The organism is Streptomyces sp. NPDC041124 (assembly GCF_055592385.1).
This window is the reverse complement of record NZ_JBVIYR010000009.1, coordinates 230,104-255,316: the sequence shown is the minus strand read 5'-3', so window position 1 is coordinate 255,316 and position 25,213 is coordinate 230,104. Positions and strand designations below refer to the sequence as shown.

Below are 25,213 nucleotides of genomic sequence, written 5' to 3'. Positions count from 1 at the left end.
AGAATCGCGTGCAGGGACGGGATCACGGGGGGTGGCGATGAGCGGGACGACGCGGACGGCCGGTTCCAGGGAGGCGCTGATCGAGGCGCTGGGGGCCGGGGCGCGGGTCAGGTACCTGCATTTCTGGGGGCACCGCCCGCTGCCCGGCGGACGGGTCGGGGCGGGCTGTCTGAGTCAGTGGTGGCCGTCGCCGTTCACGGTGGACGGCGTGGCGTACGCGACCGCCGAGCACTGGATGATGGCCGCCAAGGCCCGGCTGTTCGGGGACGTGGAGGGCGAGCGACGGGTGCTGACGGCGGGGCATCCCGCCGAGGCGAAGAAGGCGGGGCGGCTGGTGCGGGGCTTCGACGAGGCGACCTGGCGCCGTGAGCGGTTCGGGATCGTCGTGGAGGGCAGCGTGCACAAGTTCGCGGCCCACGACGACCTGCGGGCGTTCCTGCTGAACACCGGCGACCGGGTGCTGGTGGAGGCGAGCCCGGTGGACCGGGTGTGGGGCATCGGCCTCGCCGCGGACGCCGAGGGTGCGTCGGACCCGGGGCGGTGGCGGGGGCCGAACCTGCTGGGCTTCGCGCTGATGGAGGCCCGCGAGCGGCTGCGGGCCTCCCGGACGGCTACGTGAGCAGGACGATGACGCCGAAGGCGATGCCCAGTGCGATACCGACCGATCCGCAGATGATCCCCGCCAGGGCCTGACCGCCGTTCGTGGCCTCGCCGCGCAGGGCCTTGCCCCGGCCGATCCCGCCGAAGATCACGGCCAGCACGCCCAGCAGGATGGCCACCGGCCACAGGCAGAACACGGCGGCCGAGATGATCCCCAGCACGAGCCCGGTGACGCCCAGCCCGTTGTTCGGCATCGGCGCCGTGCCCGCCCAGCCGGAGTACGCCGGCGCCGGTGCGGCCCCGTACCCGCCGCCGCCCGGGTAGCCGTAGGCGGCCGGTCCGGGGCCCTCGGGGCCGATGGGCGGCGGCGGGACGGGAGCACCCCCGGCCGGGGGCGCGAAGGGGTTGGCCGCCGGGACGGGTGCGGGGGGCGGCACGGGAGCGGAGGGACCGGTCCACGGCTGGGCCGGGGCGGGGTGGTCGCCCAGCGCGGGGAAGGACGTCACCGTCTGCTGGTCGTGGACGGACGGGGACGGCGTGGCGGGCGCGGACGGTGCGGACCAGGGCGGGGTGCCGCCCGCCACGACCGTCTCACCGGGGCCGCCGGACGCCGGGGTGCGGTCCGACGGCAGAGCCCAGGGGTCGGGGGCGGCCCGGCGGGAGGTCTCGGTGGTCCGGGCGTCCACCAGGGAGCCGTCCTGGGCCTGCGTGTCCTGCCCGCCCCCGTCGGCCGGTGCCGGCCACGCGGCCCCTCCGTGCGGACCTCCCGGCGGCGTGCCATCCGCTGTCTCTTCCCGCGCCTTCGGCGTCTGCGCGTCGTCGGCCATGCGCTGGGGCCCCCTCCCTCGGACGTCCCGTCATGCTACGGCCCGCGACCACCCCGTGCGCGCCCGGCCTACGATGATCCCCGGACCACCGATCAGCCGATCACCCGCGTCCCGCCGCGACCCGGCCGGCGACGCCGTTCCCGGGGAGGAACCATGACCGACCGCCTCGACGCGGCCACCACCGGCCAGGACCGCGACCTGCACGCCTTCATCGCCGGACTGCCCAAGGCCGAGCTGCACGTCCACCACGTCGGCTCCGCCTCCCCCCGTATCGTCTCGGAGCTGGCCGCCCGCCACCCCGACTCCAAGGTCCCGGCCGACCCCGAGGCGCTCGCCGACTACTTCACCTTCACGGACTTCGCCCACTTCATCGAGGTGTACCTGTCCGTCGTCGACCTCGTGCGTACCCCCGAGGACGTCCGGCTGCTGACCTTCGAGGTGGCCCGTGAGCTGGCCCGGCAGCGGGTGCGGTACGCGGAGCTGACGATCACTCCGTTCTCCTCCACCCGCCGGGGCGTCGACGAGCGGGGGTTCATGGACGCCATCGAGGACGCGCGCAAGGCCGCCGAGGCCGAGTTCGGGACCGTGCTGCGCTGGTGCTTCGACATTCCCGGCGAGGCCGGCCTGGAGTCCGCCGAGGAGACCGTGCGGATGGCCACCGACGACCGGCTGCGCCCGGAGGGCCTGGTCTCCTTCGGCCTGGGAGGACCCGAGATCGGCGTGCCCCGGCCCCAGTTCAAGCCGTACTTCGACCGTGCCCGCGCCGCCGGTCTGCGCTCCGTGCCGCACGCCGGCGAGACCACCGGTCCGCAGACCGTGTGGGACGCGCTCGACGAGCTCGGCGCCGAACGCATCGGACACGGCACCAGCACCGCCCGGGACCCCCGGCTGCTCGCCTACCTGGCCGAGCGGCGCATCCCGCTGGAGGTGTGCCCCACCTCCAACATCGCCACCCGGGCGGTGACCACCCTCGACGAGCACCCGATCAAGGAGTTCGTCCGCGCCGGTGTCCTGGTGACGATCAACTCCGACGACCCGCCGATGTTCGGTACGGACCTCAACAACGAGTTCGCGGTCGCCGCCCGGCTGCTGGACCTCGACGAGCGGGGCCTGGCCGAGCTGGCGAAGAACGGGGTCGAGGCGTCGTTCCTGGACGCCCCCGGCAAGAAGCGCCTTGCCGCCGAGATCGACACCTACACCGCCACGTGGCTCGCCTCCTGACCACCCGCGAAGGGCCGCCATGCAGAACGTGACCGCCGTCGCACACCGCGGCGACCCCTACCGCGTGCGGGAGAACACCCTCGCCTCGCTGCGGTCCGCGCTCCACCGGGGCGCGGACGCGGTGGAGATCGACGTACGGCTCACCCGGGACGGGGTTGCGGTGCTGCTGCACGACGCGACGCTGAAGCGGCTGTGGGAGCACGACCGCCCGCTGTCGGCGCTGTCGTGGGAGGAGGTGCGCGGGCTGACCGGCGGCGGAGTTCCGACGCTCGCCGACGCGCTGGCGGCGACGGACGGCAGCCGGGTGATGATCGACCTGCCGGGGACGCCGGACGTCCGTGCCGCGCGCCGGGTCGTGGACGCCGTGCGCGAGAGCGGCGCCCAGGACCGCGTCCACTACTGCGCGGGCGCCCACGCCATGCTCGCCGTCCGCGCGGCGGACCCGTCCGCCGAGATCGCGCTCACATGGACGACCCGGGCCCCGGCCCGGGCGGGCCTGCTGGCGGCGATCCGCCCGCGCTGGCTCAACTACCGCTTCCCTCTGGTCGACCGGGAGCTCGCCGAGCGCGTGCACCACGACGGCTTCCTGCTGTCCGTCTGGACGCCGGACACCCGCCGCTCGATGCGCCGGCTGCTGGCCCTGGGCGTCGACTCGATCACCACCAACCGCGTCGATGTCCTGTGCGCGCTGCGTGACGCCCAGGGCCGCTCGGGGCGGCGGTCACCACGGTCCACTGTCTCAAGACCGGCGCCCGTCCCGGCTACAGCACGGCGATCGCCGCCACCGAGGACCTGAGTCTCACCCTCGTGTACGCGCTCTCCGACACCGACGCGAAGGGCACGACGCCGAACCCGGTCGCCGAGCGCGTCCAGGAGGCCGCCCTCATGGAGCAAGGGCCGGCGCCGCGTTCGGCGTGAGCGCCTCCAGCCGCTTGATCCTCCGGCGGACGGCGTACAGCGGGATCACGCCGAACACCCCGAACGCCATGTCGATGACGCTCCACCAGAAGGGGATGCCGCGGATCGGGCCGCAGATCAGCGCGAGCGGGACGACGCCGGCGCAGGCGATCATGCCGAACTCGACGACCCAGATGTTGCGGACGGGGTCGCGGTAAGGGCCGTAGAAGGCGACCGCGATGACGAGGTGGGCGAAGGCCAGCCAGTCGGTGCCGTAGAGGAGGAAGGGGTACTCGGCGTCGGCGGTGTCGAGTCCGACCCGTACGCGCGTGATCCAGTCCATGAGGCCGGGGAGGTGCTCAGGTGCCGAGAGGGAACCCAGCAGGGATTCGGTCCAGCGCAGTTCGTGCACCAGGGGGAAGGCCGTGACGCCGCTGAGCACCAGACAGACCACGAAGAAGACCAGCCAGGCGCGAATGCCCTTGAGCAGGGCGGCTCTGTCGCTCATGGCGACAGCGTACGCCTTATTGAACATGTTCAAAAACTCTCCAGGCGGTCCGGAACGAGAAAGCCCCGCACCCCCAGGGGGTGCGGGGCTGCCGTCCGCGGGCGCCTACGCGTCCAGGGACGTCATCACGTGCTTGATGCGCGTGTAGTCGTCGAAGCCGTACGCCGAGAGGTCCTTGCCGTAGCCGGACTTCTTGAAGCCGCCGTGCGGCATCTCCGCGACCAGCGGGATGTGGGTGTTGATCCACACGCAGCCGAAGTCGAGCTTCTTGGACATGCGCATCGCGCGGGAGTGGTCCTTGGTCCACACCGAGGAGGCCAGCGCGTACTCGACGCCGTTGGCGTACTCGACGGCCTGGTCCTCGTCGGTGAAGCGCTGGACGGTGATGACCGGGCCGAAGACCTCCTTCTGGACGATCTCGTCGTCCTGGTTCAGGCCCGAGACGACGGTCGGCGCGTAGAAGTACCCCTTGTCGCCGACACGCTTGCCGCCGGCCTCCACCCGCGCGTGCGCGGGCAGCCGCTCGATGAAGCCCTCCACCTGTGCGAGCTGGCCGGCGTTGTTGAGGGGGCCGAAGAGCACGCCCTCGTCGTCCGGCATGCCGGTCCTGGTGTCGGCGGCGGCCTTGGCGAGCGCGGAGACGAACTCGTCGTGGATGGACTCGTGGACGAGGACACGGGTGGCGGCCGTGCAGTCCTGGCCGGCGTTGAAGAAGCCCGCCTCCGAGATGCCCCCGACGGCGCCCGCGATGTCGGTGTCCTCGAAGACGACGACCGGGGCCTTGCCGCCCAGCTCCAGGTGGACCCGCTTGAGGTCCTTGGAGGCGGACTCGGCGACCGACATACCGGCGCGCACCGAGCCGGTGATGGAGGCCATCGCCGGAGTCGGGTGCTCCACCATCAGGCGGCCGGTGTCGCGGTCGCCGCAGATGACGTTGAAGACGCCCTTGGGCAGGATCGAGCCGAGGATCTCGGCGAGCAGGACCGTGGAGGCCGGAGTGGTGTCCGAGGGCTTCAGCACGACCGTGTTGCCCGCGGCGATCGCCGGGGCGAACTTCCACACGGCCATCATCATCGGGTAGTTCCACGGCGCGACCTGCGCGCAGACACCCACCGGCTCGCGGCGCACGATCGAGGTCAGGCCCTCCATGTACTCGCCGGCCGAGCGGCCCTCGAGCATCCGCGCCGCGCCCGCGAAGAAGCGGATCTGGTCCACCATCGGCGGGATCTCCTCGGTGCGGGTCAGCCCGACGGGCTTGCCCGTGTTCTCCACCTCGGCCGCGATGAGTTCCTCGGCCCGCTCCTCGACGGCGTCCGCGATCTTCAGCAGGGCCTTCTGGCGTTCGGCCGGGGTGGTGTCGCGCCAGCCGGGGAACGCCTCGGCGGCGGCCGCCATCGCGGCGTCCACATCCGCCTGCCCGGACAGCGGAGCGGTCGCGTACGCCTCGCCCGTCGCGGGGTTGACCACCTCGGTGGTCCGTCCGTCGGCGGCGTCCCGGAACTCCCCGCCGATGTAGTTGCGCAGACGACGCAGCTCGGTGCTCACTGCAGGCCCTCCTGGTGTTCCTTGTGGGTGTTTCCGAGGTGTACAGGGATGAGATGTCTGGGTGTCCACCTTCTGAGACACCCACCCTAAACCGACGACTGTCCCCTTCAACACCCCCACCCGCCCCGTACCTGCGAAATCCGCACGATGGGACCGCGCAGACAACGAATTTCATCGATCGCGCCTTGCAGAACTGTCGATACGTCGTGCACAGTGACCCCGTGGCCAGTCGAAGCGCAGACCCGAAGGACTCCCGCGAGTCCAAGAACGGCGGAGGTCCCCAGTTGGACGCCGTCTCCCTCGCCATCATCGAGCAGCTCCAGGAGGACGGCCGCCGGCCGTACGCCGCCATCGGCAAAGCCGTGGGTCTGTCGGAGGCGGCCGTGCGCCAGCGCGTCCAGAAGCTGCTCGACCAGGGCGTGATGCAGATCGTCGCCGTCACGGACCCGCTCACCGTGGGCTTCCGCCGCCAGGCGATGGTCGGGGTCAACGTCGAGGGCGACGTGGAGTCCGTGGCCGACGCGCTGACCGCCATGGACGAGTGCGAGTACGTGGTGATGACCGCGGGCTCCTTCGACCTCATGGTCGAGATCGTCTGCGAGGACGACGACCACCTCCTGGAGGTCATCAACCGGCGCATCCGCGCCGTCCCCGGAGTGCGTTCCACCGAGAGTTTCGTCTACCTCAAGCTCAAGAAGCAGACCTACATGTGGGGAACCCGATAATCGTGAGCACCGACCGCACCGAGGATCTCAGCAAGTCCGCGTACGACCACCTGTGGATGCACTTCACCCGCATGTCCTCGTACGAGAACGCCCCCGTCCCCACCATCGTCCGGGGCGAGGGCACCCACATCTACGACGACCGGGGCAGGCGCTACCTCGACGGCCTCGCGGGCCTGTTCGTGGTGCAGGCCGGCCACGGCCGCCAGGAACTCGCGGAGACCGCCTCCAAGCAGGCGCAGGAGCTCGCCTTCTTCCCCGTGTGGTCCTACGCCCACCCCAAGGCCGTGGAGCTCGCCGAGCGGCTCGCGCACGAGGCCCCGGGCGACCTCAACAAGGTCTTCTTCACCACCGGCGGCGGCGAGGCGGTGGAGACCGCCTGGAAGCTCGCCAAGCAGTACTTCAAGCTCGTCGGCAAGCCCACCAAGTACAAGGTCATATCCCGCGCGGTGGCCTACCACGGCACCCCGCAGGGCGCCCTGTCCATCACCGGACTGCCGGCCCTGAAGGCCCCGTTCGAGCCGCTGGTGCCGGGCGCGCACAAGGTGCCCAACACCAACATCTACCGGGCACCGATCCACGGCGACGACCCGGAGGCGTTCGGCCGCTGGGCCGCCGACCAGATCGAGCAGCAGATCCTCTTCGAAGGCCCGGACACGGTCGCGGCCGTCTTCCTGGAGCCCGTGCAGAACGCGGGCGGCTGCTTCCCGCCCCCGCCCGGCTACTTCCAGCGGGTCCGCGAGATCTGCGACCAGTACGACGTGCTGCTCGTCTCCGACGAGGTCATCTGCGCCTTCGGCCGCCTCGGCACGACGTTCGCCTGCGACAAGTTCGGCTACGTGCCGGACATGATCACCTGCGCCAAGGGCATGACCTCGGGCTACTCCCCCATCGGGGCGTGCATCGTCTCCGACCGCCTGGCCGAGCCGTTCTACAAGGGCGACAACACCTTCCTGCACGGCTACACCTTCGGCGGCCACCCGGTCTCCGCGGCGGTCGGCATCGCCAACCTCGACCTGTTCGAGCGCGAGGGCCTCAACCAGCACGTGCTCGACAACGAGGGCGCCTTCCGCGCCACCCTGGAGAAGCTCCACGACCTGCCGATCGTCGGCGACGTCCGCGGCAACGGCTTCTTCTACGGCATCGAGCTGGTCAAGGACAAGAACACCAAGGCGTCCTTCGACGCCGACGAGACCGAGCGCGTCCTGTACGGCTTCCTGTCGAAGAAGCTCTTCGAGAACGGCCTGTACTGCCGTGCCGACGACCGCGGCGACCCGGTCGTCCAGCTCGCCCCGCCGCTGATCTCCGACCAGGAGACCTTCGACGAGATCGAGCAGATCCTGCGCGCGACCCTCTCGGAGGCGTGGACCAAGCTGTAGGACCGTTGCTCCGTGCTGCAGGACCGTTGCTCCGTCCGGGTTCCCGATCTTCCTTCTGGATGATCAACACCGGCCCCGGTGCCCCCGTTCGAGTGAGAAACGGCGGCCCGGGGCCGCGTGCTGTCCGGCCTCCCGCCGCGGCCTGCCTAGCGTGCCTGTGACCGATCGGCCGCGCCTTCGTTCCCCCGGACGGGGGACATTCCCGCTTCGCGCACGGCATTTCCGATCCGAACCGAGGTGTACGCCATGGTGGCCCCACCGGACAACGACGTGCTCTGGGCGCGCGCCCTGCACTTCCGGCACGACGACGGCTCGCCCGGCCTGAGCGGCGTCTCGCTCGGCGTCCGGGAGGGCGAGATCCTCGCCGTCGGCGGTCCGCGCGGCAGCGGCAAGACGACCCTGCTGCGCTGTCTGTCCGGCCTGCTGCCCGCGCAGAGCGGCGAGGTCTGGTTCAACAGCGTGCCCGTGCACACCATGAGCCCGGTCACCCGCGAGCGGCTGCGCCGGGACCGCTTCGGCTGGATCGACCCGGCCCCGCTGCTCGTGGCGGAGCTGAACGTGTGGGAGAACGCCGCCCTGCCCCTGATGCTGCGCGGCACCGGCCGGCGCCGCGCCAAGGCGGCCGCCCTGGAGTGGCTGGAGCGTCTGGACATCGGGGACAGGGCCCACAGGCACCCCGTGGAGCTCACGCACGCGGAGCGGCAGCGGGTGTGCATCGCCCGTGCCCTCGCCCCGGCGCCCTCGGTACTGTTCGCCGACGAGCCGACCGCTCCATTGCACCGGGCCGACCGCGTGCACGTCCTGCGCACGCTCACCACCGCGGCCCGCTCGCACGGCATCACCGTCGTCCTCGCGACGCACGACGCACAGACCGCCGCCCTGGCCGATCGCACCGTGTCGCTGCTCGACGGGCGGCGCGTGCGCACCCTCCACCTGCCGCCGCTCCCCGGCGCGGCCGAGACGGAAGGCCTGGCGGCGTGCTCGCTCTCCGTCTGAGCCTCGGCGCCCACCCCGCCGTCCAGCTGCGCCGCTTCCTCGTCGCGGCCGCGTCGGCCGGCACGGGCTTCCTGCTGCTGAGCGCCCTCGGCCACGCCCTGGCCCACCCGGACCCGTCCGTCTCGGCACTCCGGCTGGCGTGGTGCACCGCCCCGCTGGCGGCCACGGTGTACTTCGCGGTCGCGGTCGCCCGCACCGATCCGGGCACACGGCCCCGGCCGGGCCTGTCAGCGGTCGGGCTCGGTCCCGTCCGGCTGATGGCGATCTCCGCGGCCACCACGGCGGCGTCCTGTCTGCTCGGCTCGGCGCTGGCGCTGCTGGTCTTCCTCGGCATGCGCGGCGACCTCACCGCCCTGCCCTTCGACAGCGCCGGGACGGACTTCCTCGCGGCCGGCCGGCCGCTTCCGCTGCCGGCGGCACTGACGCTGCTGGCGCTGGTGCCGCTGAGCGCCTCGGCGGCGGTCGTCATGGCGCTGCGACCGCGCGAGCCGGTGGCGGGCGCTCCCCGCGCGATGCGCGCCTACGGCCGGTTCGGCGCGTACCGGCGCACGCCGGTGCTGGAGTCCTTCGGGGCCTACGGACGGTTCGGCAAGCAGTCGGGACCGTCGGCGCGCGGCCGGCGCACCGCCGGAACGGCGCCGGAGCAGGAGGGTGCCGCGGAGGCCGCCGCAGCCGCCGCACCCGGGGTGGCCGCCGCGCCCGGGGTGGCCGCAGACGCCCCGCCCGACGCGCCGCGTACGGTGCCTTCCGGGCTGCCCTGGGGCATCACGGTGCTGGCGGTGGGGCTGGCCGTGGAGGCCTTCGCGAGCCGTCCGGGCCCCGGCTCGCCGGGCGACCGGCCGGCCGCGCTGCTCGGACTGGCCCTGGCGTGCGTCGGGCTGGCCCTCGCCGGCCCCGGCCTCACCCACCTGTGCGGCCGGCTGCTGCAGACGATCCGCCCGGGCGCCCTGCGGCTGCTGGCCGGACGGGTGCTCATGACCGAGGCCACGCGCATCGGGCGCCCGCTGGGCGTGGTCTGCGCGGTGATGTCGGCCGCGTACGCCATGGCCGCGCTGCACGACCGCGAGGACACCTCGTCCGCTCCGCTCGTCGCGCTCGGGGTGCTGCTGGTGGCCGGCTGCACGGTGGCCACCCTGCTGACGGCCGCCGTCGAGTCCCGGCAGGCCCGCGCCGACACCACCGCCGCGCTCCGCCGCCTCGGGGCGCCCGCGGTGACCCTGCGCAGGGCGGCCGTGCTCCGCGCGGGAGTCCTGCTCGCCCTGTTCGGGCCGCTGTCGCTGGTCGTGGCCGAACTGTCGACGTGGCCGCTGACCGGTTGAGGGACACCTTGCGCGCCCTGCGCAGACCGGACGGGAACCGGCCGGAGAAGTCCCCCGCGGGCGATGAGTTCCGCGGGGGACGCCGGTCTACCACCACGAACACCACGGAACCGAACGGGAGAGGCCCCCGCCATGTACCAGCAGATGATCTTCGTGAACCTGCCCGTCGCCGACCTCGACGCCTCGAAGCGGTTCTTCACCGACCTCGGCTACTCGATCAACCCGCAGTTCAGCGACGAGAACACCGCCTCGGTCGTCATCAGTGACACGATCATCGCGATGCTGCTGACCCGCCCGAAGTACGCGGAGTTGACGAAGAAGGAGATCGTGGACGCCACGAAGAGCAGCGAGGTGCTGCTGGCGCTGAGCGCCGAGAGCCGCGAGAAGGTCGACGAGCTGGTGGAGAGGGCCCTGGCCGCGGGCGGATCGACGGCGGGCGAGACGCAGGACCTCGGCTTCATGTACGGCCGCTCGTTCGACGACCTCGACGGCCACACCTGGGAGGTCGCGTGGATGGACCCGGCCGCCCTGGAGGGCTGAGCGGCAGCGGGATCCGGCAGGGGCCGGTGCGGGACGGACGGCCCCCTGCCCCGTGTCACGGGAGGCACTCGAAGGCGTCGAAACGTCCGGGTGGTTAACGAGTGGGCAAAGCCCGAGCCTGCGATCGGCATATGCGTTGACACTACTTACGCGCCGCTTATAGACCTGGGAGCCTCACGGGAGTGCTGATGCTCCGTCATCACTCCCTCAACCCCCCGCATTCGCGCATCCCGTAAGGACAAACGTGGCAGTTCTGTCCGTATCCCGCCGCACCGTCACGCGCTCCGTGCGCACCCTCGGCGTCGTCTCCGCGTCCGCCGCGCTCACGATCGGCATCGCCGGCAGCGCGGCGGCGTGCACCATCGACGAGTTCTCGGCCAAGGCCGAATGCGTCGGTGACAACGGTGTCATCACCGTCACCGACGTCGACCCGGCCGGCGTCCCCGCGACCGTCACCGTGTTCCTGCAGAACAACGGCGCCGACCTCCGGAAGATCGGCGAGCAGGTGGTCAAGGGCTCCCGCGAGGGCACCACCATCACCTTCGAGGAGGACTGGAAGCCGAACGCCGAGTACCGCATCCACGTCAAGGCGACGCCCTACGTCGACGAGGACATCGAGCCGAACCTGACCACCCCGGCGACGCCCTGCGCGGACGACGAGGAGCCGCCCGCTCCCGAGCAGCCCGCGCCCACCCCGTCGCAGTCGTCCTCCACCCCGGCGGAGGAGCCCGGCGCCCCGGCCCCGTCGGCGTCGGAGAGCGGCAGCACCCCCGCGGCGGACACCTCGGGCAACGTGCCGTCCCCCGCCGGTGAGTCCCACCTCGCCGAGACCGGCGCCGGCTCGAACACCGGTCTGATCGTGGGTGTCGCGGCCGCTCTGGTCGCGGTCGGCGGTGGGGCCGTCTTCTTCGGCATGCGCCGCCGCGGAACGAACAGCGAACGCTGACGCCCCACGGACCCACGGACGGCCCGTCCCCTCGCGGGACGGGCCGTTCGCGTCGCCGCAGCCGCGCTCAGCCGAACGTCGCCCGTTTCAGCCACGCCTCCAGCAGCTCCCGGTCGCCGAGCACCTCCACCTCCGGCGAGTCCAGCGGCAGACGCCGGTAGAAGGCGAGGAGCACGCAGGTGAGCGGGCCGCGCAGGGCGACCGTGGCCCTCTCGTGCCCGCGGCGCCAGGAGACACCGTCCTCGGTGAGCTCGATCAGCCTCCCCCAGCCTTCGGCCGGGGGGACCCCCCTCCCGCTCAGCCCGGCGTCCCCTTCCGGCCCGGTGTCCGTGGCGTGCAGGTGGAGGGTGCGCCGGGGACCGCGCAGTTCGTGCACCGCGTCCTCCGGCTGCGTCCGCTGCGCCCACTCCACGATCTCCAGCCACTCGTCGATCGCGTCGGCCGCGGCGTCGGGCGCGACCTCGAAGGGCAGCCCGGCGGCGAGGGCCGCGTCCGCGCGGTGCACGATCAGCTCGTGCGTCATGCGGCGGGCCCAGAACCCGGCGTTGCAGATCCCCGCCCAGCTCCAGACCCCGGCGTCCGGACCGGCGTCCCGCAGCGCACCGACGACCAGCTCGCCGGACTCCGCCAGCCACGCGTCCAGCGCGCCGGGATCGCCCCATGTCTCCGGCCCGCCGAACCCCGGCACCCGCTCCTCGGGGACCTCGTCCTCGGCCCCGGTGCGCACCATCAGCGCCGCCCAGCGCAGGGCGCCGCCGACATGGCGCAGGAGGTCCTCGAGGGACCAGTCGGGGGTGGTGGGCACCGTGCGGGACAGATCGGTGCCGGAGGTCACCACCGTGCGCAACTGTCCGATCTGGTGGGCGATCTCCTGGCAGTAGCGGTCGTGCGTGAGTGGGGTCATGGCGCTCACCCTAGGCAGGCGGCGGTCACCCGAGCACGGCGATTTCCGCCTCGTCGAACTCCACCCCGACCTCGTCCCCGACCTCCGGCGCGGACCTGAGCGCGCAGGCCGCCTCCAGGAGGGGTGCGTCCTCGGGCCGCAGGCGCACGGCGACATGGGTGCCGCGGAAGGTGCGCGCGGCCACCGTGCAGGGCAGTCCCTCGCCGGCCGGGACCAGGCGGACACCGGCCGGACGGACGAGCAGCGTCCGGTTGCCCCCCGGGGCTCCGTCCGGCACGGGCACCTTGCCCCAGGGGGTCACGGCGATCCCGTCCGCCACCGTCGCCCCGACGACGTTCTCGAAGCCGAGGAAGCGCGCCACGAAGGCGTCGGCCGGCCGCTGCCACACCTCGAGCGGCGTGCCGGACTGGGCGATCCGCCCGTCCCGCATCACCACGACCCGGTCGGCCAGGGCGAACGCCTCCCCCTGGTCGTGCGTCACGGCGAGCACGGTGGTGCCCAACCGGCCGAACAGCTCCCGCAGTTCGACGACCAGGCGCTCCCTCAGCGACCGGTCGAGCTGCCCGAGCGGCTCGTCCAGCATCAGCAGCCGGGGGCTGGGGGCGAGGGCGCGGGCCAGCGCGACGCGCTGCTGCTCGCCGCCGGAGAGCGCGGCGACGGCCCGCCCGGCCGCTCCCGGCAGCCCCACGAGGTCGAGCAACTCCCTCACGCGCCTGCTCTGTTCGTCCCGTGCGGCGCCGTGCATCCGCAGCCCGAAGGCGACGTTGCCGCCCACGTCGCGCTGCGGGAACAGCTGGTGGTCCTGGAACATCAGCCCGACACCGCGCCTGTGCGCGGGGACGCGCGCCTGGTCGTGGCCGTCGAGCAGGACGCGCCCGGAGTCGAGGGGCTGCAGCCCGGCCACCGCACGCAGCAGGGTCGACTTGCCGCTGCCGCTTGGCCCGAGCACGCACACGATCTCGTGCTCGGCGACGCCCAGGTCGACGGCGTCCAGCACCGCCCGCCCGCCGAAGCGGACGGTCGCCGACTCCAGGTTCAGCAGCATCTAGAACTCCCCGGTCCTGTCGGTGCGCAGCCGCTCCAGCACGAGCAGGGCCACCGCGCACACGATCATCAGAATCGTCGACAGGGCCATCGCCTGCCCGTAGTTGAGGTCCCCGGGCCGCCCCAGCAGCCGTGCCACGGCGACCGGCAGTGTCGGGTTCTCCGGCCGGGCGATGAACACCGTCGCCCCGAACTCCCCCAGCGACACCGCGAAGGCGAACCCGGCCGCGATCAGCAGCGCCCGCCGCACCATCGGCAGGTCCACCTCGCGCCACGCCCGCCACGGGGACGCCCCGAGCACCGCCGCCGCCTCCCGCAGCCGTACGTCCACGGCCCGCAGCACCGGCAGCATCGTCCGCACCACGAAGGGAACGCCGACCAGCGCCTGCGCGAGCGGGACCAGGATCCAGGAGGCCCGCAGGTCCAGCGGCGGCTCGTCGAGGGCGATCAGGAAACCGAACCCGACGGTCACCGCGGACACCCCGAGCGGCAGCATCAGCAGGGCGTCGAAGCCGCGCACCAGCCGGCCCGCGTCCCGCCGGGTCAGCGCGACGGCGGCGAGGCCGCCGATCACCACGGCGATGGCGGTGGCGGCGACGGCGTACTGCAGCGAGTTGCCGACCGCCTCGATGGGCGGGACCAGGAACACTCCCCCCTCGTCCTCGGTCAGTGCCCGGTAGTAGCCGAGGCCGGCGCCGCCGAAGGAGCGCTGCACCAGCACGGCGAGCGGCAGCAGGATCAGTACGGCGACGGTGGCCACGACCGCGCCGAGGAAGACCCACTGCCCGGTGCCGCGCGGCCTGCGTGCCGTCACCGATGCGTCCACCAGGCGCAGCGTGGTCTCCCGGCGCCGTACGGTCCAGGCGTGCAGGGCGAGGATCGACCCCACGGCGACGAACTGGATCATCGTCAGCACGGCGGCCGTGGAGAGGTCGAAGATCTCCGAGGTCTGCCGGTAGATCTCCACCTCCAGGGTGGAGAAGGCGGGTCCGCCGAGGATCTGCACCACACCGAAGGAGGTGAAGGTGAACAGGAAGACCATCAGCGCGGCGGCGGCCACGGCGGGCGCGAGGGCGGGCAGGGTGACCGTCCGCCAGGCCGCGAACCGTGAGGCGCCGAGCATCCGCGCGGCCTCCTCCTGCCGCGGGTCGAGCTGGGACCAGAGTCCGCCGACGGTACGGACGACGACCGCGTAGTTGAAGAAGACGTGCGCGAGCAGGATCGCCCACACGGTGGTGTCCAGCCGGGCGCCCCACAGGTCGTCGAGGAGTCCGCCGCGTCCGACCAGCGCCATGAACGCCGACCCGACGACGACCGTCGGCAGCACGAACGGCACGGTGACCACGGCGCGCAGCACCTGCTTGCCGGGGAAGTCGTAGCGCGCGAAGGCGTACGCGCCGGGCAGGGCGACGAGGAGGGTGAGGGCGGTGGAGGCGAGCGCCTGCCAGGTGGTGAACCACAGCACCTGACGGACGTCCGACTGCGCCAGTACGTCCGTGATCCGCCCGAGCTGCCAGGTCCCGTCGGTCTTCAGCCCGCGCGCGACGATCGCGGCGACGGGGTAGGCGAAGAAGACGGCGAAGAACGCGACGGGCACGGCCATCAGGCCGAGCCGCGCCGCGTTCCCGCGCCGTTTCGCCGCGGCCCGCGTCACTTCAGTACGAGCGAGGTCCACGACTTGACCCACTGGTCACGGTTCTCGGCGATCCTCGCCGGGTCCATGGTCTGCGGGTCCTTCGCCCGCGGCCCGAACTTCACGAACTCCTCGGGCAGCTGGGCGGCCTCCCGCACCGGGTGGACGAACATGTTGAGCGGCATGTCCTCCTGGAACGTCTCGCTGATCAGGAAGTCGAGCAACGCCTTGCCGCCCTCGGGGTTCTTCGCGTTGCTCAGCAGTCCCGCGTACTCGACCTGGCGGAAGCAGGTGCCCTCGGCGACGCCGGTGGGGGCGGTGTCCGGCCTGGGGTCGGCGTAGATCACCTCGGCGGGCGGCGAGGAGGCGTAGGACACCACCAGCGGCCGGTCGGCGCCGGCCTTCCTGCCGCCGGCCGAGCCGGAGAACTCCTCGTTGTACGCCTGCTCCCAGCCGCCGGCGACCTTGACGCCGTTCGCCTTCAGCTTCTTCCAGTAGTCCTGCCAGCCGTCGTCCCCGTACTTCGCGGCCGTCCCGAGCAGGAAGCCGAGGCCGGGCGAGGAGGTGGAGGCGTTCTCGACGACGAGGAGGTCCTTGTACGCGGGCTTGACCAGGTCGTCGAAGGTCTTCGGCGGGGTCAGGCCGTGCTCGGCGAACCACGCCTTGTCGTAGTTGACGCAGATGTCACCGCTGTCGACGGGGGTGACCCGGTGCTCGTCCCCGTCGGCCCGGTACTCGGGCAGGATCAGGTCGGAGCCCTTGGCCTCGTACGGCTGGAACAGCCCGTTGTCGAGGGCGCGGGAGAGCAGGGTGTTGTCGACGCCGAAGAGGACGTCGCCCTGCGGGTTGTCCTTGGTCAGGACGGCCTTGTTGACGGCCTGCCCAGCGTCCCCGTCCTCGAGGACCTTCAGCCGGTAGCCCGACTGCTTCTCGAAGGCGGCGACGACGTCCTCGGACACGGCCCACGAGTTGTGGCTGACGAGGGTGACGGTCCGGGAGCCGCCGCCGTCGCCGCCCGCGGTGCCGTCGTCGGACGACCCGCACGCGGACAGCGTGACCAGTCCCAGCCCGACGGCCAGGACCGTGACCTTCTTGGTGATGCCCACTTGATTCCTCCTGGAGGGACCAGGAAGAGACGCGGCCCTGCCCGGGACCCCTGGGCGGAGTCCCGGGCAGGGCGCAACAGCTCGAGTGACCGATCTCCCTACCCAGAATGACCTGGGCCAGGTTCGGAGGGTCTGCGGCCGGTGCCGCACTCTCAGCGCTGTGGCGCTCCCCTGTCGGAATATGAAGATGTGCTTACTCGCGTCACCTTACCGTTCGCTCGCGGCGAGCTGACCACACGCCCCGTCGATCTCCTGACCACGGGTGTCCCGGATCGTCACCGGCACACCGTGCGCGGCGATCGCCTCCACGAACGCCTTCTCGTCCTCGGGACGGGAGGCGGTCCACTTGGAGCCGGGGGTGGGGTTCAGCGGGATGAGGTTGACGTGCACGGGCCGGCCCTTGAGCAGCCGGCCCAGCCGGTCACCGCGCCATGCCTGGTCGTTGATGTCCCGGATCAGCGCGTACTCGATGGACAGCCGCCGCCCCGACTTCGCCGCGTACTCGAACCCGGCGTCGAGCACCTCGCGCACCTTCCACCGCGTGTTCACGGGGACGAGCGTGTCGCGCAGCTCGTCGTCGGGGGCGTGCAGCGAGATGGCGAGGCGGCACTTGAAGCCCTCGTCGGAGAACCGGTGGATGGCCGGGACGAGACCGACGGTGGACACGGTGATCCCGCGCTGGGACAGCCCGAGCCCGTCCGGCTCGGGGTCGGTGAGCCGGCGGATCGCGCCGACGACCCGCTTGTAGTTGGCGAGCGGCTCGCCCATGCCCATGAACACGATGTTGCTGAGCCGCGCCGGACCGCCCGGGACCTCGCCGTCCCGCAGCGCCCGCATCCCGTCGACGATCTGGTGCACGATCTCGGCGGTGGACAGGTTGCGGTCCAGCCCGGCCTGACCGGTGGCGCAGAACGGGCAGTTCATGCCGCACCCGGCCTGCGAGCTGATGCACATGGTCACCCGGTCCGGGTAGCGCATCAGCACGGACTCGACGAGCGTGCCGTCGAACAGCTTCCACAGCGTCTTGCGGGTGGTGCCCTCGTCGGTCGACAGATGCCGGACGACCGTCATCAGCTCCGGGAGCAGCGCCTCCTGCAGCCGGCCGCGCGAGCCGGCCGGGATGTCGGTCCACTGCTCCGGGGCGTGCGCGTACCGCGCGAAGTAGTGCTGCGAGAGCTGCTTGGCACGGAACGGCTTCTCACCGGCCTCGACGACCGCCTCCTTCCGCTCGGCGGGCGTGAGATCGGCGAGGTGCCGCGGCGGCTTCTTGGCTCCGCGGGGGGCGACGAAGGTGAGCTCTCCGGGAACGGGACGGGCCACGGTCGGGCAACTCCTCAGGACGACGGGGGCCTGGCGACCCGGCACGGGCGGGTGACGGCACCGCTGTGCCTGAGCCAGAAGACAACCCGCGGGGGCGGGGACGTACGAAAGGGCCCGCAGAACACCGCGAGCCCTTCCAGAGTACCTGTTCGCCGTCAACCCGATCCGACGAAGATCACCAGCAGCAGCCACACCACCGGCGCCGTCGGCAGGAGGGAGTCCAGCCGGTCCATGATGCCGCCGTGACCCGGGAGCAGGGTGCCCATGTCCTTGATGCCCAGGTCGCGCTTGATCATGGACTCGCCGAGGTCGCCCAGGGTGGCGCTGGCGGCGACGGCGAGGCCGAGCAGCAGGCCCTGCCACCAGGTGCCGTCGTCGATCAGGAACTGCATGCACAGCGCGCCCGCGGCCATCGCGAAGCCGATCGCGCCCAGCAGGCCCTCGCGGGTCTTTCCGGGACTGATCCGCGGGGCGAGCTTGTGGGTGCCGAAGCGCCAGCCGACGGCGTACGCCCCGGTGTCGCTGACCACGGTCAGCAGGAGGAAGGTGAGGACGCGCCACGCGCCGTCGTCGGCGGTGAGCATCATCGCGACGAAGGTCGCCAGGAACGGGACGTAGAACACCGCGAAGACACCCGCCGTGACGTCCTTCAGGTACCCCTCGGGGGGTGCCGTCATCCGCCAGACGAGCACCGCCAGCGTGGTGAGCGCCATGGCGACCCAGGCGCCTTCCGCCCCTCGCGCGTACCCGGCGACGACCATGGCCGCACCGCCGAGGGCGAGCGGAACGAGGGGCGCCTTGATGCCCTTGCGCTCCTCCATCCGCGACGTCAGCTCCCACAGGCCCACCACGACGGCGACGGCGACCACCCCGACGAAGACGGCCTTGACGACGAACAGCGACGCGATGATCACCACGCCGAGCCCGACGCCGACGCCTATCGCCGCGCCGAGGTCGCGACCCGCGGTCTTCTTGTGCGGGGCGGGCGCCGGCTGCGGGGCGTCGGGCATGGGCTCCGGATTCTGCGGCACCTCCCCGGGATGGGGCCGTGCCTGCGGCGTCTCGTCTCGGAACAGGGGGCCGCCCAGCCGAGCGGCCCCCCGGTCCACATCCTGGTTTCCGCCGTGTTCGGGTACGTCGGGCACGACGGGCATGGGGCGAGTCTGCTGCGCGTAGTGCGCATCGTACGCGGGACCCGCCGGGGCAGCCCCCTGGCCGGGCCCGTGGTCGGGCGGGCCCCAGTAACCGGCCTGCGGCGTTCCCCAGGAAGAGTCGTTCATCAGACTTCGAGCAGTTCCGCTTCCTTGTGCTTCAGGAGCTCGTCCACCTGGGCGACGTACTTCGCGGTGGTGTCGTCGAGCTCCTTCTCCGCACGGCGGCCCTCGTCCTCGCCGACGTCTCCGTCCTTGATCATCTTGTCGATGGCGTCCTTGGCCTTGCGGCGCACGGAACGGATGGAGACCTTGGCGTCCTCACCCTTGCCCTTGGCGACCTTGATGTAGTCGCGGCGGCGCTCCTCGGTCAGCTCGGGGAACACCACGCGGATGATGTTGCCGTCGTTGCTCGGGTTGACGCCCAGGTCGGAGTCGCGGATCGCCTGCTCGATGTTGCGCAGCGCGCTCTTGTCGAACGGCGTCACCACGGCCATGCGCGGCTCGGGCACGGAGAACGAGGCCAACTGGTTGATCGGCGTCGGCGCGCCGTAGTAGTCGGCAACGATCTTGTTGAACATCGCCGGGTGCGCACGGCCGGTGCGGATCGCGGCGAAGTCCTCCTTGGCGACCACGACGGCCTTCTCCATCTTCTCCTCGGCCTCGAGGAGGGTCTCTTCGATCACCACTTGCTCCTGCGTGTCTTGAGTAGGCCCGGCTGCCGTCCCTGTCGGGGCGGCGGCCGGCTGCGTCGCGTCTTCTTCCTGCACGGTTCCCGACCGGCAGGACATTGTCCATCCCCCGGTCAGTTGCGTCCGGCTTGGTCACCCACCAGCGTGCCGATCTTCTCACCCTTGACGGCGCGGGCGATATTGCCCTCCTTCAGGAGCTCGAAGACGACGATCGGCAGGCTGTTGTCACGGCAGAGCGTGACGGCCGTGGCGTCGGCGACCTTGAGGTCCCGGGTGATGACCTCGCCGTAGCCGAGGGCGTCGAACTTCACGGCGTCGGGGTTGGTCTTGGGGTCGGAGTCGTAGACCCCGTCCACGCCGTTCTTACCCATGAGCAGCGCCTCGGCGTCGATCTCCAGGGCGCGCTGGGCGGCGGTGGTGTCGGTGGAGAAGTACGGCATTCCCATACCGGCGCCGAAGATGACCACGCGGCCCTTCTCCAGGTGCCGCACCGCGCGCAGCGGGATGTAGGGCTCGGCGACCTGCCCCATGGTGATGGCGGTCTGCACGCGGCAGTCGACGCCCTCCTTCTCCAGGAAGTCCTGGAGGGCGAGGCAGTTCATCACGGTGCCGAGCATGCCCATGTAGTCGGAGCGGGCACGGTCCATGCCGCGCACCTGGAGCTCTGCGCCGCGGAAGAAGTTGCCGCCGCCGATGACGATCGCGATCTCCGCGCCGTCCCGTACGACGGCGGCGATCTCACGCGCGATGGCGTGCACCACGTCGGGGTCGACGCCCAGGCCCCCACCGCCGGAGAACGCCTCTCCGGACAGCTTCAGCAGGAACCGGCCGCGTACTTTGCCGTCGTCGCTCTTCTCAGCCTTGGTGGTCATCGGGGATCCCGCCTCTTTCGCGTGTTGCACATACGAAGAAGGCCATTGCCGGTGGGGTGTGGTTCGCATCCCATGCGGCAATGGCCTCCTCGTCAGATCTGCTGTCGCCCGGCACGCGCGCGTGCGTGGACGCGTGTCCGAACGACTGCTGTCGACCCTATCGGGGTCGCGCGTCCGTCGCGGTACGGACTCAGATGCCGACCTTGATGCGCGTGAAGCGCTTCAGGGTGACACCGGCCTCGTCCAGGACCTTCTGCACGGACTTCTTGTTGTCCAGCGCGTAGGGCTGGCCCAGCAGGGTGGCGTCCTTGAAGAAGCCGTTCAGACGACCCTCGACGATCTTGGCGATCGCGGCCTCGGGCTTGCCCTCGGCGCGGGTGGTCTCCTCGGCGATGCGGCGCTCCGACTCGATGACGTCGGCCGGCACGTCGTCCTTGGCGAGGTACTTCGGCGCGAAGGCGGCGATGTGCTGCGCGATGCCCTTGGCGACCTCGGGGTTCGACGTGTCGAGCTCGACCAGGACACCGATCTGCGGGGGCAGGTCGGGCATCGTGCGGTGCATGTACGCCGCCACGTAGCCGCCGGTGAACTGCGCGAAGCGGTCCAGGACGATCTTCTCGCCCAGGTTGGCGTTGGCCTCGTCCACGAACGCCTGGACGGTCTTGCCGGCCTCGATCTCGGAGGCGAGCAGGGCCTCGAGGTCGGCCGGGGAGGTCTTGGCGACGTGCTCGGCGATGGTGGTGGCCACGGCCTGGAACTTCTCGCCCTTGGCGACGAAGTCCGTCTCGCACTTCAGCTCGACGAGGACACCGGAGGAGTTGTCGTCGGCGAGGATCGAGACCACGGCGCCGTTCTCGGCGGAGCGGCCCTCGCGCTTGGCGACGCCCTTCTGGCCCTTGATGCGGAGCGCCTCGACGGCCTTGTCGACGTTGCCGTCGGCCTCGTCCAGCGCCTTCTTGCAGTCCATCATGCCGGCGCCGGTGAGCTCCCGGAGCTTCTTGACGTCGGCGGCGGTGTAGTTCGCCATGAGTCTGTGAATCTTTCTCGAAGTCTGGCGGGTCGGAGGTCTGCGGGGTCAGCGACCTGCGGGAGGGCAGGTGTCCGACGCGCCGCCTGCCTACGGGTGAACGGCGGGAGCGGTTTCGGTGTCACCGCTCCCGCCGTCAACGGCTCTGACGGAAGGTCAGGCCTGCTCGGCCTCGGCGGCGGGGGCCTCAGCGGGCTTCTCGGCCTCGGCCTCGGCCTCGGCGGCGGGGGCCTCGGCAGCGGGGGCCTCAGCCGGCTTCTCGGCCTCGGCGGCGGCCGGAGCGGCCTCCTCGGCCTTCTTCTCGCCCTCGAGCAGGTCGCGCTCCCACGCGGCGAGCGGCTCGCCCGCGGCCTTGTCACCCTTGTCGCCGGTGGCGACGCCGGAGCGGGCGATGAGGCCCTCGGCGACGGCGTCGGCGATCACGCGGGTGAGCAGGGTGACGGAGCGGATCGCGTCGTCGTTGCCCGGGATCTTGTAGTCGACCTCGTCGGGGTCGCAGTTGGTGTCGAGGATGGCGACGACCGGGATGTTGAGCTTCCGGGCCTCGCCGACCGCGATGTGCTCCTTCTTGGTGTCCACGATCCAGACGGCGCTGGGCACCTTCTGCATCTCGCGGATACCGCCGAGGGTCTTCTCCAGCTTGGCCTTCTCGCGGGAGAGGACCAGCAGCTCCTTCTTGGTGAGGCCGGAGGCGGCCACGTCCTCGAAGTCGATCTGCTCGAGCTCCTTGAGGCGCTGCAGACGCTTGTAGACGGTCGAGAAGTTGGTGAGCATGCCGCCCAGCCAGCGCTGGTTGACGAAAGGCATGCCGACGCGGGTGGCCTGCTCGGCGATGGCCTCCTGCGCCTGCTTCTTCGTACCGACGAACATGACCGTGCCGCCGTGGGCGACGGTCTCCTTGACGAACTCGTAGGCGCGGTCGATGTACGACAGCGACTGGAGCAGGTCGATGATGTAGATGCCGTTGCGCTCCGTGAAGATGAAGCGCTTCATCTTCGGGTTCCAACGACGGGTCTGGTGACCGAAGTGGACGCCGCTCTCCAGCAGCTCCCGCATCGTGACGACGGCCATGGCCGTATCTCCTCGAGTTTCTCGGTTGTGCCGCGGATGCCGGACGGCTCCCGCGCCTGACGCCCACGACGCGCCGTTGCCACGAAGGACCGAGGGGCGCTGACATCGGGGGCCCGGCCGTGACCGGCCTCGATGTCGGGGCGTGCGAAGTCGACCCGGTGGCCCGGGTCGCCACCAGAAGTGTACGGGAACCACGGGGTGCCGGGTGACGCCGTTGTCCACAACCGGTCGCCGGTCCACAGGGCCGGGCGGTGATCACGGCTTTCCGGGACGCTCCCGGCATGCGAACGAGTCGATGGACGGGAGTGGCCGCGCGCCTGGCCCTGCTGGTGATCCTGACCCTGACGGCTTTGACGGCCCCGCCGCCTTCCGCCTGGCCCCGGCCGGCGGCACCGGCCGCCGAGGACCGTGTGACGCCGCGTGTGGCCAGCGTGTGGCCGGTGGGAGCACGTCCGCGGGTGCTGCGCGGCTGGGAGCCGCCGGCGACGGCGTACGGGCCCGGCCATCGTGGCGTGGACCTGGCGGCGGCACCGGGAACCCCGGTACGGGCGGTCGCGGCGGGCCGGGTCTCGTTCGCCGGCCGGGTGGCCGGAAGGGGCGTCGTCTCGGTCGCGCTGACGGGCACGGGTGATCCCCCGCTGCGCACGACCTACGAGCCCGTCCGCGCCTCGGTGACCGAGGGCGCCGAGGTGTCGGCGGGCGAGGTGGTCGGCACGGTGGAGGCCACCGGCTGGCACTGCGCGGCCCCCTGCGTGCACTGGGGTCTCCTGCGGGCCGGCACCTACCTGGACCCGCTCTCCCTGCTCCCCCCGTGGCTGCTGCGCGGAGCACCGTCGAGACTGCTGCCGGTACTGGGGGTCCCGCTGCCGGAGTAGGCCGAGCGTCCACCCCGCCCCGGGGCGGCCCCCTGCGGCGTCCGGCCACCCCGGGCCGCGGCCCCGGGCCGCCGCTCGGGCACTCCGGCCGGTCTGGGCACTCCGGCCGGTCTGGGTACTCCCACCGGTCCGAGGCCCGCGCGCCCCCCATCGCTCGGGGGGCTCCGCACGTCCGGCACCGGGCCGGGATCGGAGCACTGACCCACAAGGCCCCTGCGGATCAGTTGGCGACACCAGCGGAATCGAACCCGGGCGGTCGGACGCGGCCCACCTGGCTGCCCGGCCGACTGCCGCCGGACTACCTCGACGCGAGCCCGGCCCGGCCCGGGCAGCCCCGCTCCCCCGGGCAGGTGAACCCCGCCGGGCGGGGCGAGGGCCCACCGGGCCCCGGGCCGGGGCGACCGGGTGTCCCGTACCTGCCCGCCCCGCGGTTCGTCAGCCGCTCACGCCCTTGAGGATCATGGAGACCGCTGCCTGGGTGATCGTGTCCGGGTGTTCCGCCGCGCCCAGTTCGATACGGCGCACGGCGGCGTCGACCACTCCCTGGAGCAGCATGGCCGCCAGGCGGGGCTCGGCGTGGCCGAGGCCGGCGAGGGCTTCCACGATCATCGCGACCAGGCCGCCGTGCGCGGCGCGGATCTTCTCCCGGGCGCCGGCGTCGAGCTCGCTCGCGGAGATCGCGACGACCGCGCGGTGCCGGCGGTCCCCGACCAGTTCCAGCTGCTTGCGGACGTACGCCTCGATCTTGGCCTCGGCCCCGTCGGCGGCCGCCATCGCCGCCTCCACCTCGGCCGCCCAGACCGGGAAGTCGACCGCGCACAGCTCCTCGACGACGGCGGCCCGCGAGCGGAAGTACTCGTAGACGGACGAGCGCGCGAGCCCGGTGCGCTCGGCGAGGGCCGGGAAGGTCAGCGCCTCCGTACCGCCCTCGGACAGGAGGGAGCGTGCCGCGTCCAGCAGGGCGGCTCGCTGCATCGACCGGTGCTCGGCCACGGAGGCCGCTCGAATCCTTGGCACGTCGACCACTTTACGGACGCCCCGCCCGTGGCGGCCAGAGGATCGACGGCTCTCCGCCGTAAGGGATCAGCGGCCGAAGCCCGCCAGCTTCGCGCGCAGCTGGAGCACGGACTTGGTGTGGATCTGGCTGACCCGGCTCTCGGTCACACCCAGCACATTGCCGATCTCGGCGAGGGTGAGTCCCTCGTAGTAGTACAGCGTGACGACGGTCTTCTCCCGCTCCGGCAGCGTGTTGATGGCCCGCGCCAGGAACCTGCGCAGCTCCCGGTCCTCGGCCACTTCCACCGGATTGTCCGCGGCGGTGTCCTCCAGGGTGTCCATGAGGCTCAGCCGGTCGCCGCCCTCACCGCCGACATGCAGCAGTTCCTCCAGAGCGACGACGTTCGCCAGAGACAACTGGCTGAAAACCGCGTGCAGCTCGTCCACGGCGATGCCCATCTCGCCGGCGACCTCGCTCTCCGACGGCGTCCGCCGCAGCCGTGCCTCCAGCGTGGCGTAGGCACGCTCCACGTTGCGCGCCTTCTGTCGCACCGAGCGCGGGATCCAGTCCAGTGCCCGCAGCTCGTCGATCATCGCGCCCCGGATGCGGGTGATCGCGTAGGTCTCGAACTTGATCTCCCGGTCGACGTCGAACTTCTCGATCGCGTCGATCAGCCCGAACACCCCGGAGGAGACGAAGTCCCCCTGCTCGACGTTGGGCGGCAACCCGACACTGACGCGCCCGGCGACGTACTTCACCAGCGGCGAGTAGTGCAGGATCAGCTGCTCCCGCAGTCGCTCGTCCCCTGTCGCCTTGTACGACCGCCACAACTCGTCGAGCGTCGAGGGAGCGGGCGGCCGCACGCTGCCACCGTCGCGGGCGGCTGGGGGGATGGCCGCCCGGTCGGACCCGGAGGTGTGCTGGGGCATTCGTCGCCTAGTGCCGTTCTGCCGTGGGCTGGTGCTGGCCGGATTCGCTGTCTGTCCGATGTCGAGTCGCCTGTCCGTGTCGGATCCTCGTG

At 71.8% G+C, this 25,213-nt stretch carries 25 protein-coding genes and 1 riboswitch; of the genes, 10 read left to right on the top strand and 15 right to left on the bottom strand.

Annotated elements, in window-relative coordinates:
* Positions 1–37: 37 nt before the first annotated feature.
* Positions 38–619: an NADAR family protein gene (locus ACZ6A9_RS24835; protein WP_468989107.1), complete on the top strand. Its 582-nt coding sequence runs from the start codon at positions 38–40 to the stop codon at positions 617–619.
* On the opposite strand, the gene ACZ6A9_RS24830 is transcribed toward ACZ6A9_RS24835, so the two are convergent.
* Positions 612–1,427 carry a DUF4190 domain-containing protein gene (locus ACZ6A9_RS24830; protein WP_468989106.1) on the bottom strand — a complete coding sequence of 272 codons (816 nt, stop codon included), beginning with the start codon at positions 1,425–1,427 and terminating at the stop codon, positions 612–614. The genes ACZ6A9_RS24835 and ACZ6A9_RS24830 overlap by 8 nt on opposite strands.
* Before the next feature lie 153 nt (positions 1,428–1,580).
* Between ACZ6A9_RS24830 and ACZ6A9_RS24825 the strand changes: the two genes are divergently transcribed.
* Both ACZ6A9_RS24825 and ACZ6A9_RS24820 read left to right on the top strand, forming a co-directional pair.
* Positions 1,581–2,648, top strand: coding sequence for an adenosine deaminase (locus ACZ6A9_RS24825; RefSeq protein ID WP_468989103.1), 1,068 nt, complete (start codon positions 1,581–1,583; stop codon positions 2,646–2,648).
* A 19-nt stretch (positions 2,649–2,667) separates the two neighbouring features.
* Positions 2,668–3,444: a glycerophosphodiester phosphodiesterase gene (locus tag ACZ6A9_RS24820; RefSeq protein WP_468989101.1), complete on the top strand. Its 777-nt coding sequence runs from the start codon at positions 2,668–2,670 to the stop codon at positions 3,442–3,444.
* Positions 3,445–3,531: 87 nt separating this feature from the next.
* Here ACZ6A9_RS24820 and ACZ6A9_RS24815 read toward each other — a convergent pair whose 3' ends face one another.
* Together ACZ6A9_RS24815 and ACZ6A9_RS24810 are read right to left on the bottom strand one after the other, a co-directional pair.
* On the bottom strand, positions 3,532–4,053 hold the full coding sequence (locus tag ACZ6A9_RS24815; protein WP_468989098.1) for a hypothetical protein: 522 nt from the start codon (positions 4,051–4,053) through the stop codon (positions 3,532–3,534).
* Between the two features lie 105 nt (positions 4,054–4,158).
* Complete coding sequence (locus tag ACZ6A9_RS24810) at positions 4,159–5,598, bottom strand: gamma-aminobutyraldehyde dehydrogenase (protein ID WP_468989097.1); 1,440 nt, start codon at positions 5,596–5,598, stop codon at positions 4,159–4,161.
* A 206-nt stretch (positions 5,599–5,804) separates the two neighbouring features.
* Here ACZ6A9_RS24810 and ACZ6A9_RS24805 point away from each other — a divergent pair, with 206 nt between their 5' ends.
* The 6 genes from ACZ6A9_RS24805 (at position 5,805) to ACZ6A9_RS24780 (ending at position 11,500) form a co-directional block, all read left to right on the top strand.
* Positions 5,805–6,323, top strand: a complete 519-nt coding sequence (locus ACZ6A9_RS24805; protein WP_228967325.1) for an Lrp/AsnC family transcriptional regulator — start codon at positions 5,805–5,807, stop codon at positions 6,321–6,323.
* A gap of 2 nt (positions 6,324–6,325) precedes the next feature.
* A complete protein-coding gene (locus ACZ6A9_RS24800; protein ID WP_468989093.1) occupies positions 6,326–7,699 on the top strand; it encodes an aspartate aminotransferase family protein in 1,374 nt (457 codons plus the stop codon).
* A 246-nt stretch (positions 7,700–7,945) separates the two neighbouring features.
* Entirely contained in the window at positions 7,946–8,695 is a 750-nt protein-coding gene (locus tag ACZ6A9_RS24795) for an ABC transporter ATP-binding protein (protein WP_468989091.1), read from the top strand.
* Complete coding sequence (locus ACZ6A9_RS24790) at positions 8,677–10,014, top strand: hypothetical protein (RefSeq protein WP_468989089.1); 1,338 nt, start codon at positions 8,677–8,679, stop codon at positions 10,012–10,014. Before ACZ6A9_RS24795 ends, ACZ6A9_RS24790 begins: the two co-directional genes overlap by 19 nt.
* Before the next feature lie 132 nt (positions 10,015–10,146).
* The gene (locus tag ACZ6A9_RS24785) at positions 10,147–10,554 is read left to right on the top strand and encodes a VOC family protein (RefSeq protein WP_468989086.1); all 408 of its coding nucleotides are present in this window, start codon (positions 10,147–10,149) and stop codon (positions 10,552–10,554) included.
* A gap of 244 nt (positions 10,555–10,798) precedes the next feature.
* Positions 10,799–11,500 (top strand): LAETG motif-containing sortase-dependent surface protein, encoded by a 702-nt coding sequence (locus ACZ6A9_RS24780; RefSeq protein ID WP_468989084.1) that lies wholly within the window; start codon positions 10,799–10,801, stop codon positions 11,498–11,500.
* 67 nt (positions 11,501–11,567) lie between these two features.
* On the opposite strand, the gene ACZ6A9_RS24775 is transcribed toward ACZ6A9_RS24780, so the two are convergent.
* The 10 genes from ACZ6A9_RS24775 to rpsB all read right to left on the bottom strand — a co-directional run bounded on the left by ACZ6A9_RS24775 (position 11,568) and on the right by rpsB (position 22,320).
* On the bottom strand, positions 11,568–12,404 hold the full coding sequence (locus ACZ6A9_RS24775; protein WP_468989080.1) for a maleylpyruvate isomerase family mycothiol-dependent enzyme: 837 nt from the start codon (positions 12,402–12,404) through the stop codon (positions 11,568–11,570).
* Positions 12,405–12,429: 25 nt separating this feature from the next.
* Positions 12,430–13,449, bottom strand: coding sequence for an ABC transporter ATP-binding protein (locus tag ACZ6A9_RS24770; RefSeq protein WP_468989077.1), 1,020 nt, complete (start codon positions 13,447–13,449; stop codon positions 12,430–12,432).
* Positions 13,450–15,051, bottom strand: coding sequence for an ABC transporter permease (locus tag ACZ6A9_RS24765; protein ID WP_468989072.1), 1,602 nt, complete (start codon positions 15,049–15,051; stop codon positions 13,450–13,452).
* Positions 15,052–15,098: 47 nt separating this feature from the next.
* On the bottom strand, positions 15,099–16,187 hold the full coding sequence (locus tag ACZ6A9_RS24760; RefSeq protein WP_468989070.1) for a thiamine ABC transporter substrate-binding protein: 1,089 nt from the start codon (positions 16,185–16,187) through the stop codon (positions 15,099–15,101).
* Positions 16,188–16,264: 77 nt separating this feature from the next.
* A riboswitch (TPP riboswitch) is annotated at positions 16,265–16,370 on the bottom strand.
* A gap of 24 nt (positions 16,371–16,394) precedes the next feature.
* The gene (rlmN, locus tag ACZ6A9_RS24755) at positions 16,395–17,507 is read right to left on the bottom strand and encodes a dual-specificity RNA methyltransferase RlmN (protein WP_468989066.1); all 1,113 of its coding nucleotides are present in this window, start codon (positions 17,505–17,507) and stop codon (positions 16,395–16,397) included.
* Between the two features lie 155 nt (positions 17,508–17,662).
* Complete coding sequence (locus tag ACZ6A9_RS24750; RefSeq protein WP_468989064.1) at positions 17,663–18,787, bottom strand: phosphatidate cytidylyltransferase; 1,125 nt, start codon at positions 18,785–18,787, stop codon at positions 17,663–17,665.
* Positions 18,787–19,344 carry a ribosome recycling factor gene (frr, locus tag ACZ6A9_RS24745; RefSeq protein ID WP_468989062.1) on the bottom strand — a complete coding sequence of 186 codons (558 nt, stop codon included), beginning with the start codon at positions 19,342–19,344 and terminating at the stop codon, positions 18,787–18,789. The genes ACZ6A9_RS24750 and frr overlap by 1 nt, the downstream gene beginning before the upstream one ends.
* 119 nt (positions 19,345–19,463) lie before the next feature.
* A complete protein-coding gene (gene pyrH / locus ACZ6A9_RS24740; protein ID WP_030216636.1) occupies positions 19,464–20,222 on the bottom strand; it encodes a UMP kinase in 759 nt (252 codons plus the stop codon).
* Positions 20,223–20,412: 190 nt separating this feature from the next.
* Complete coding sequence (gene tsf, locus ACZ6A9_RS24735) at positions 20,413–21,249, bottom strand: translation elongation factor Ts (RefSeq protein WP_468989058.1); 837 nt, start codon at positions 21,247–21,249, stop codon at positions 20,413–20,415.
* 156 nt (positions 21,250–21,405) lie between these two features.
* Positions 21,406–22,320, bottom strand: a complete 915-nt coding sequence (rpsB, locus tag ACZ6A9_RS24730) for a 30S ribosomal protein S2 (protein WP_468989055.1) — start codon at positions 22,318–22,320, stop codon at positions 21,406–21,408.
* 281 nt (positions 22,321–22,601) lie between these two features.
* Between rpsB and ACZ6A9_RS24725 the strand changes: the two genes are divergently transcribed.
* Positions 22,602–23,195: a murein hydrolase activator EnvC family protein gene (locus tag ACZ6A9_RS24725; protein WP_468989053.1), complete on the top strand. Its 594-nt coding sequence runs from the start codon at positions 22,602–22,604 to the stop codon at positions 23,193–23,195.
* A gap of 435 nt (positions 23,196–23,630) precedes the next feature.
* Here ACZ6A9_RS24725 and ACZ6A9_RS24720 read toward each other — a convergent pair whose 3' ends face one another.
* Together ACZ6A9_RS24720 and whiG are read right to left on the bottom strand one after the other, a co-directional pair.
* Positions 23,631–24,188 carry a TetR/AcrR family transcriptional regulator gene (locus ACZ6A9_RS24720; RefSeq protein ID WP_468989313.1) on the bottom strand — a complete coding sequence of 186 codons (558 nt, stop codon included), beginning with the start codon at positions 24,186–24,188 and terminating at the stop codon, positions 23,631–23,633.
* A 90-nt stretch (positions 24,189–24,278) separates the two neighbouring features.
* On the bottom strand, positions 24,279–25,121 hold the full coding sequence (gene whiG / locus ACZ6A9_RS24715) for an RNA polymerase sigma factor WhiG (protein ID WP_228967311.1): 843 nt from the start codon (positions 25,119–25,121) through the stop codon (positions 24,279–24,281).
* Positions 25,122–25,213 lie beyond the last annotated feature (92 nt).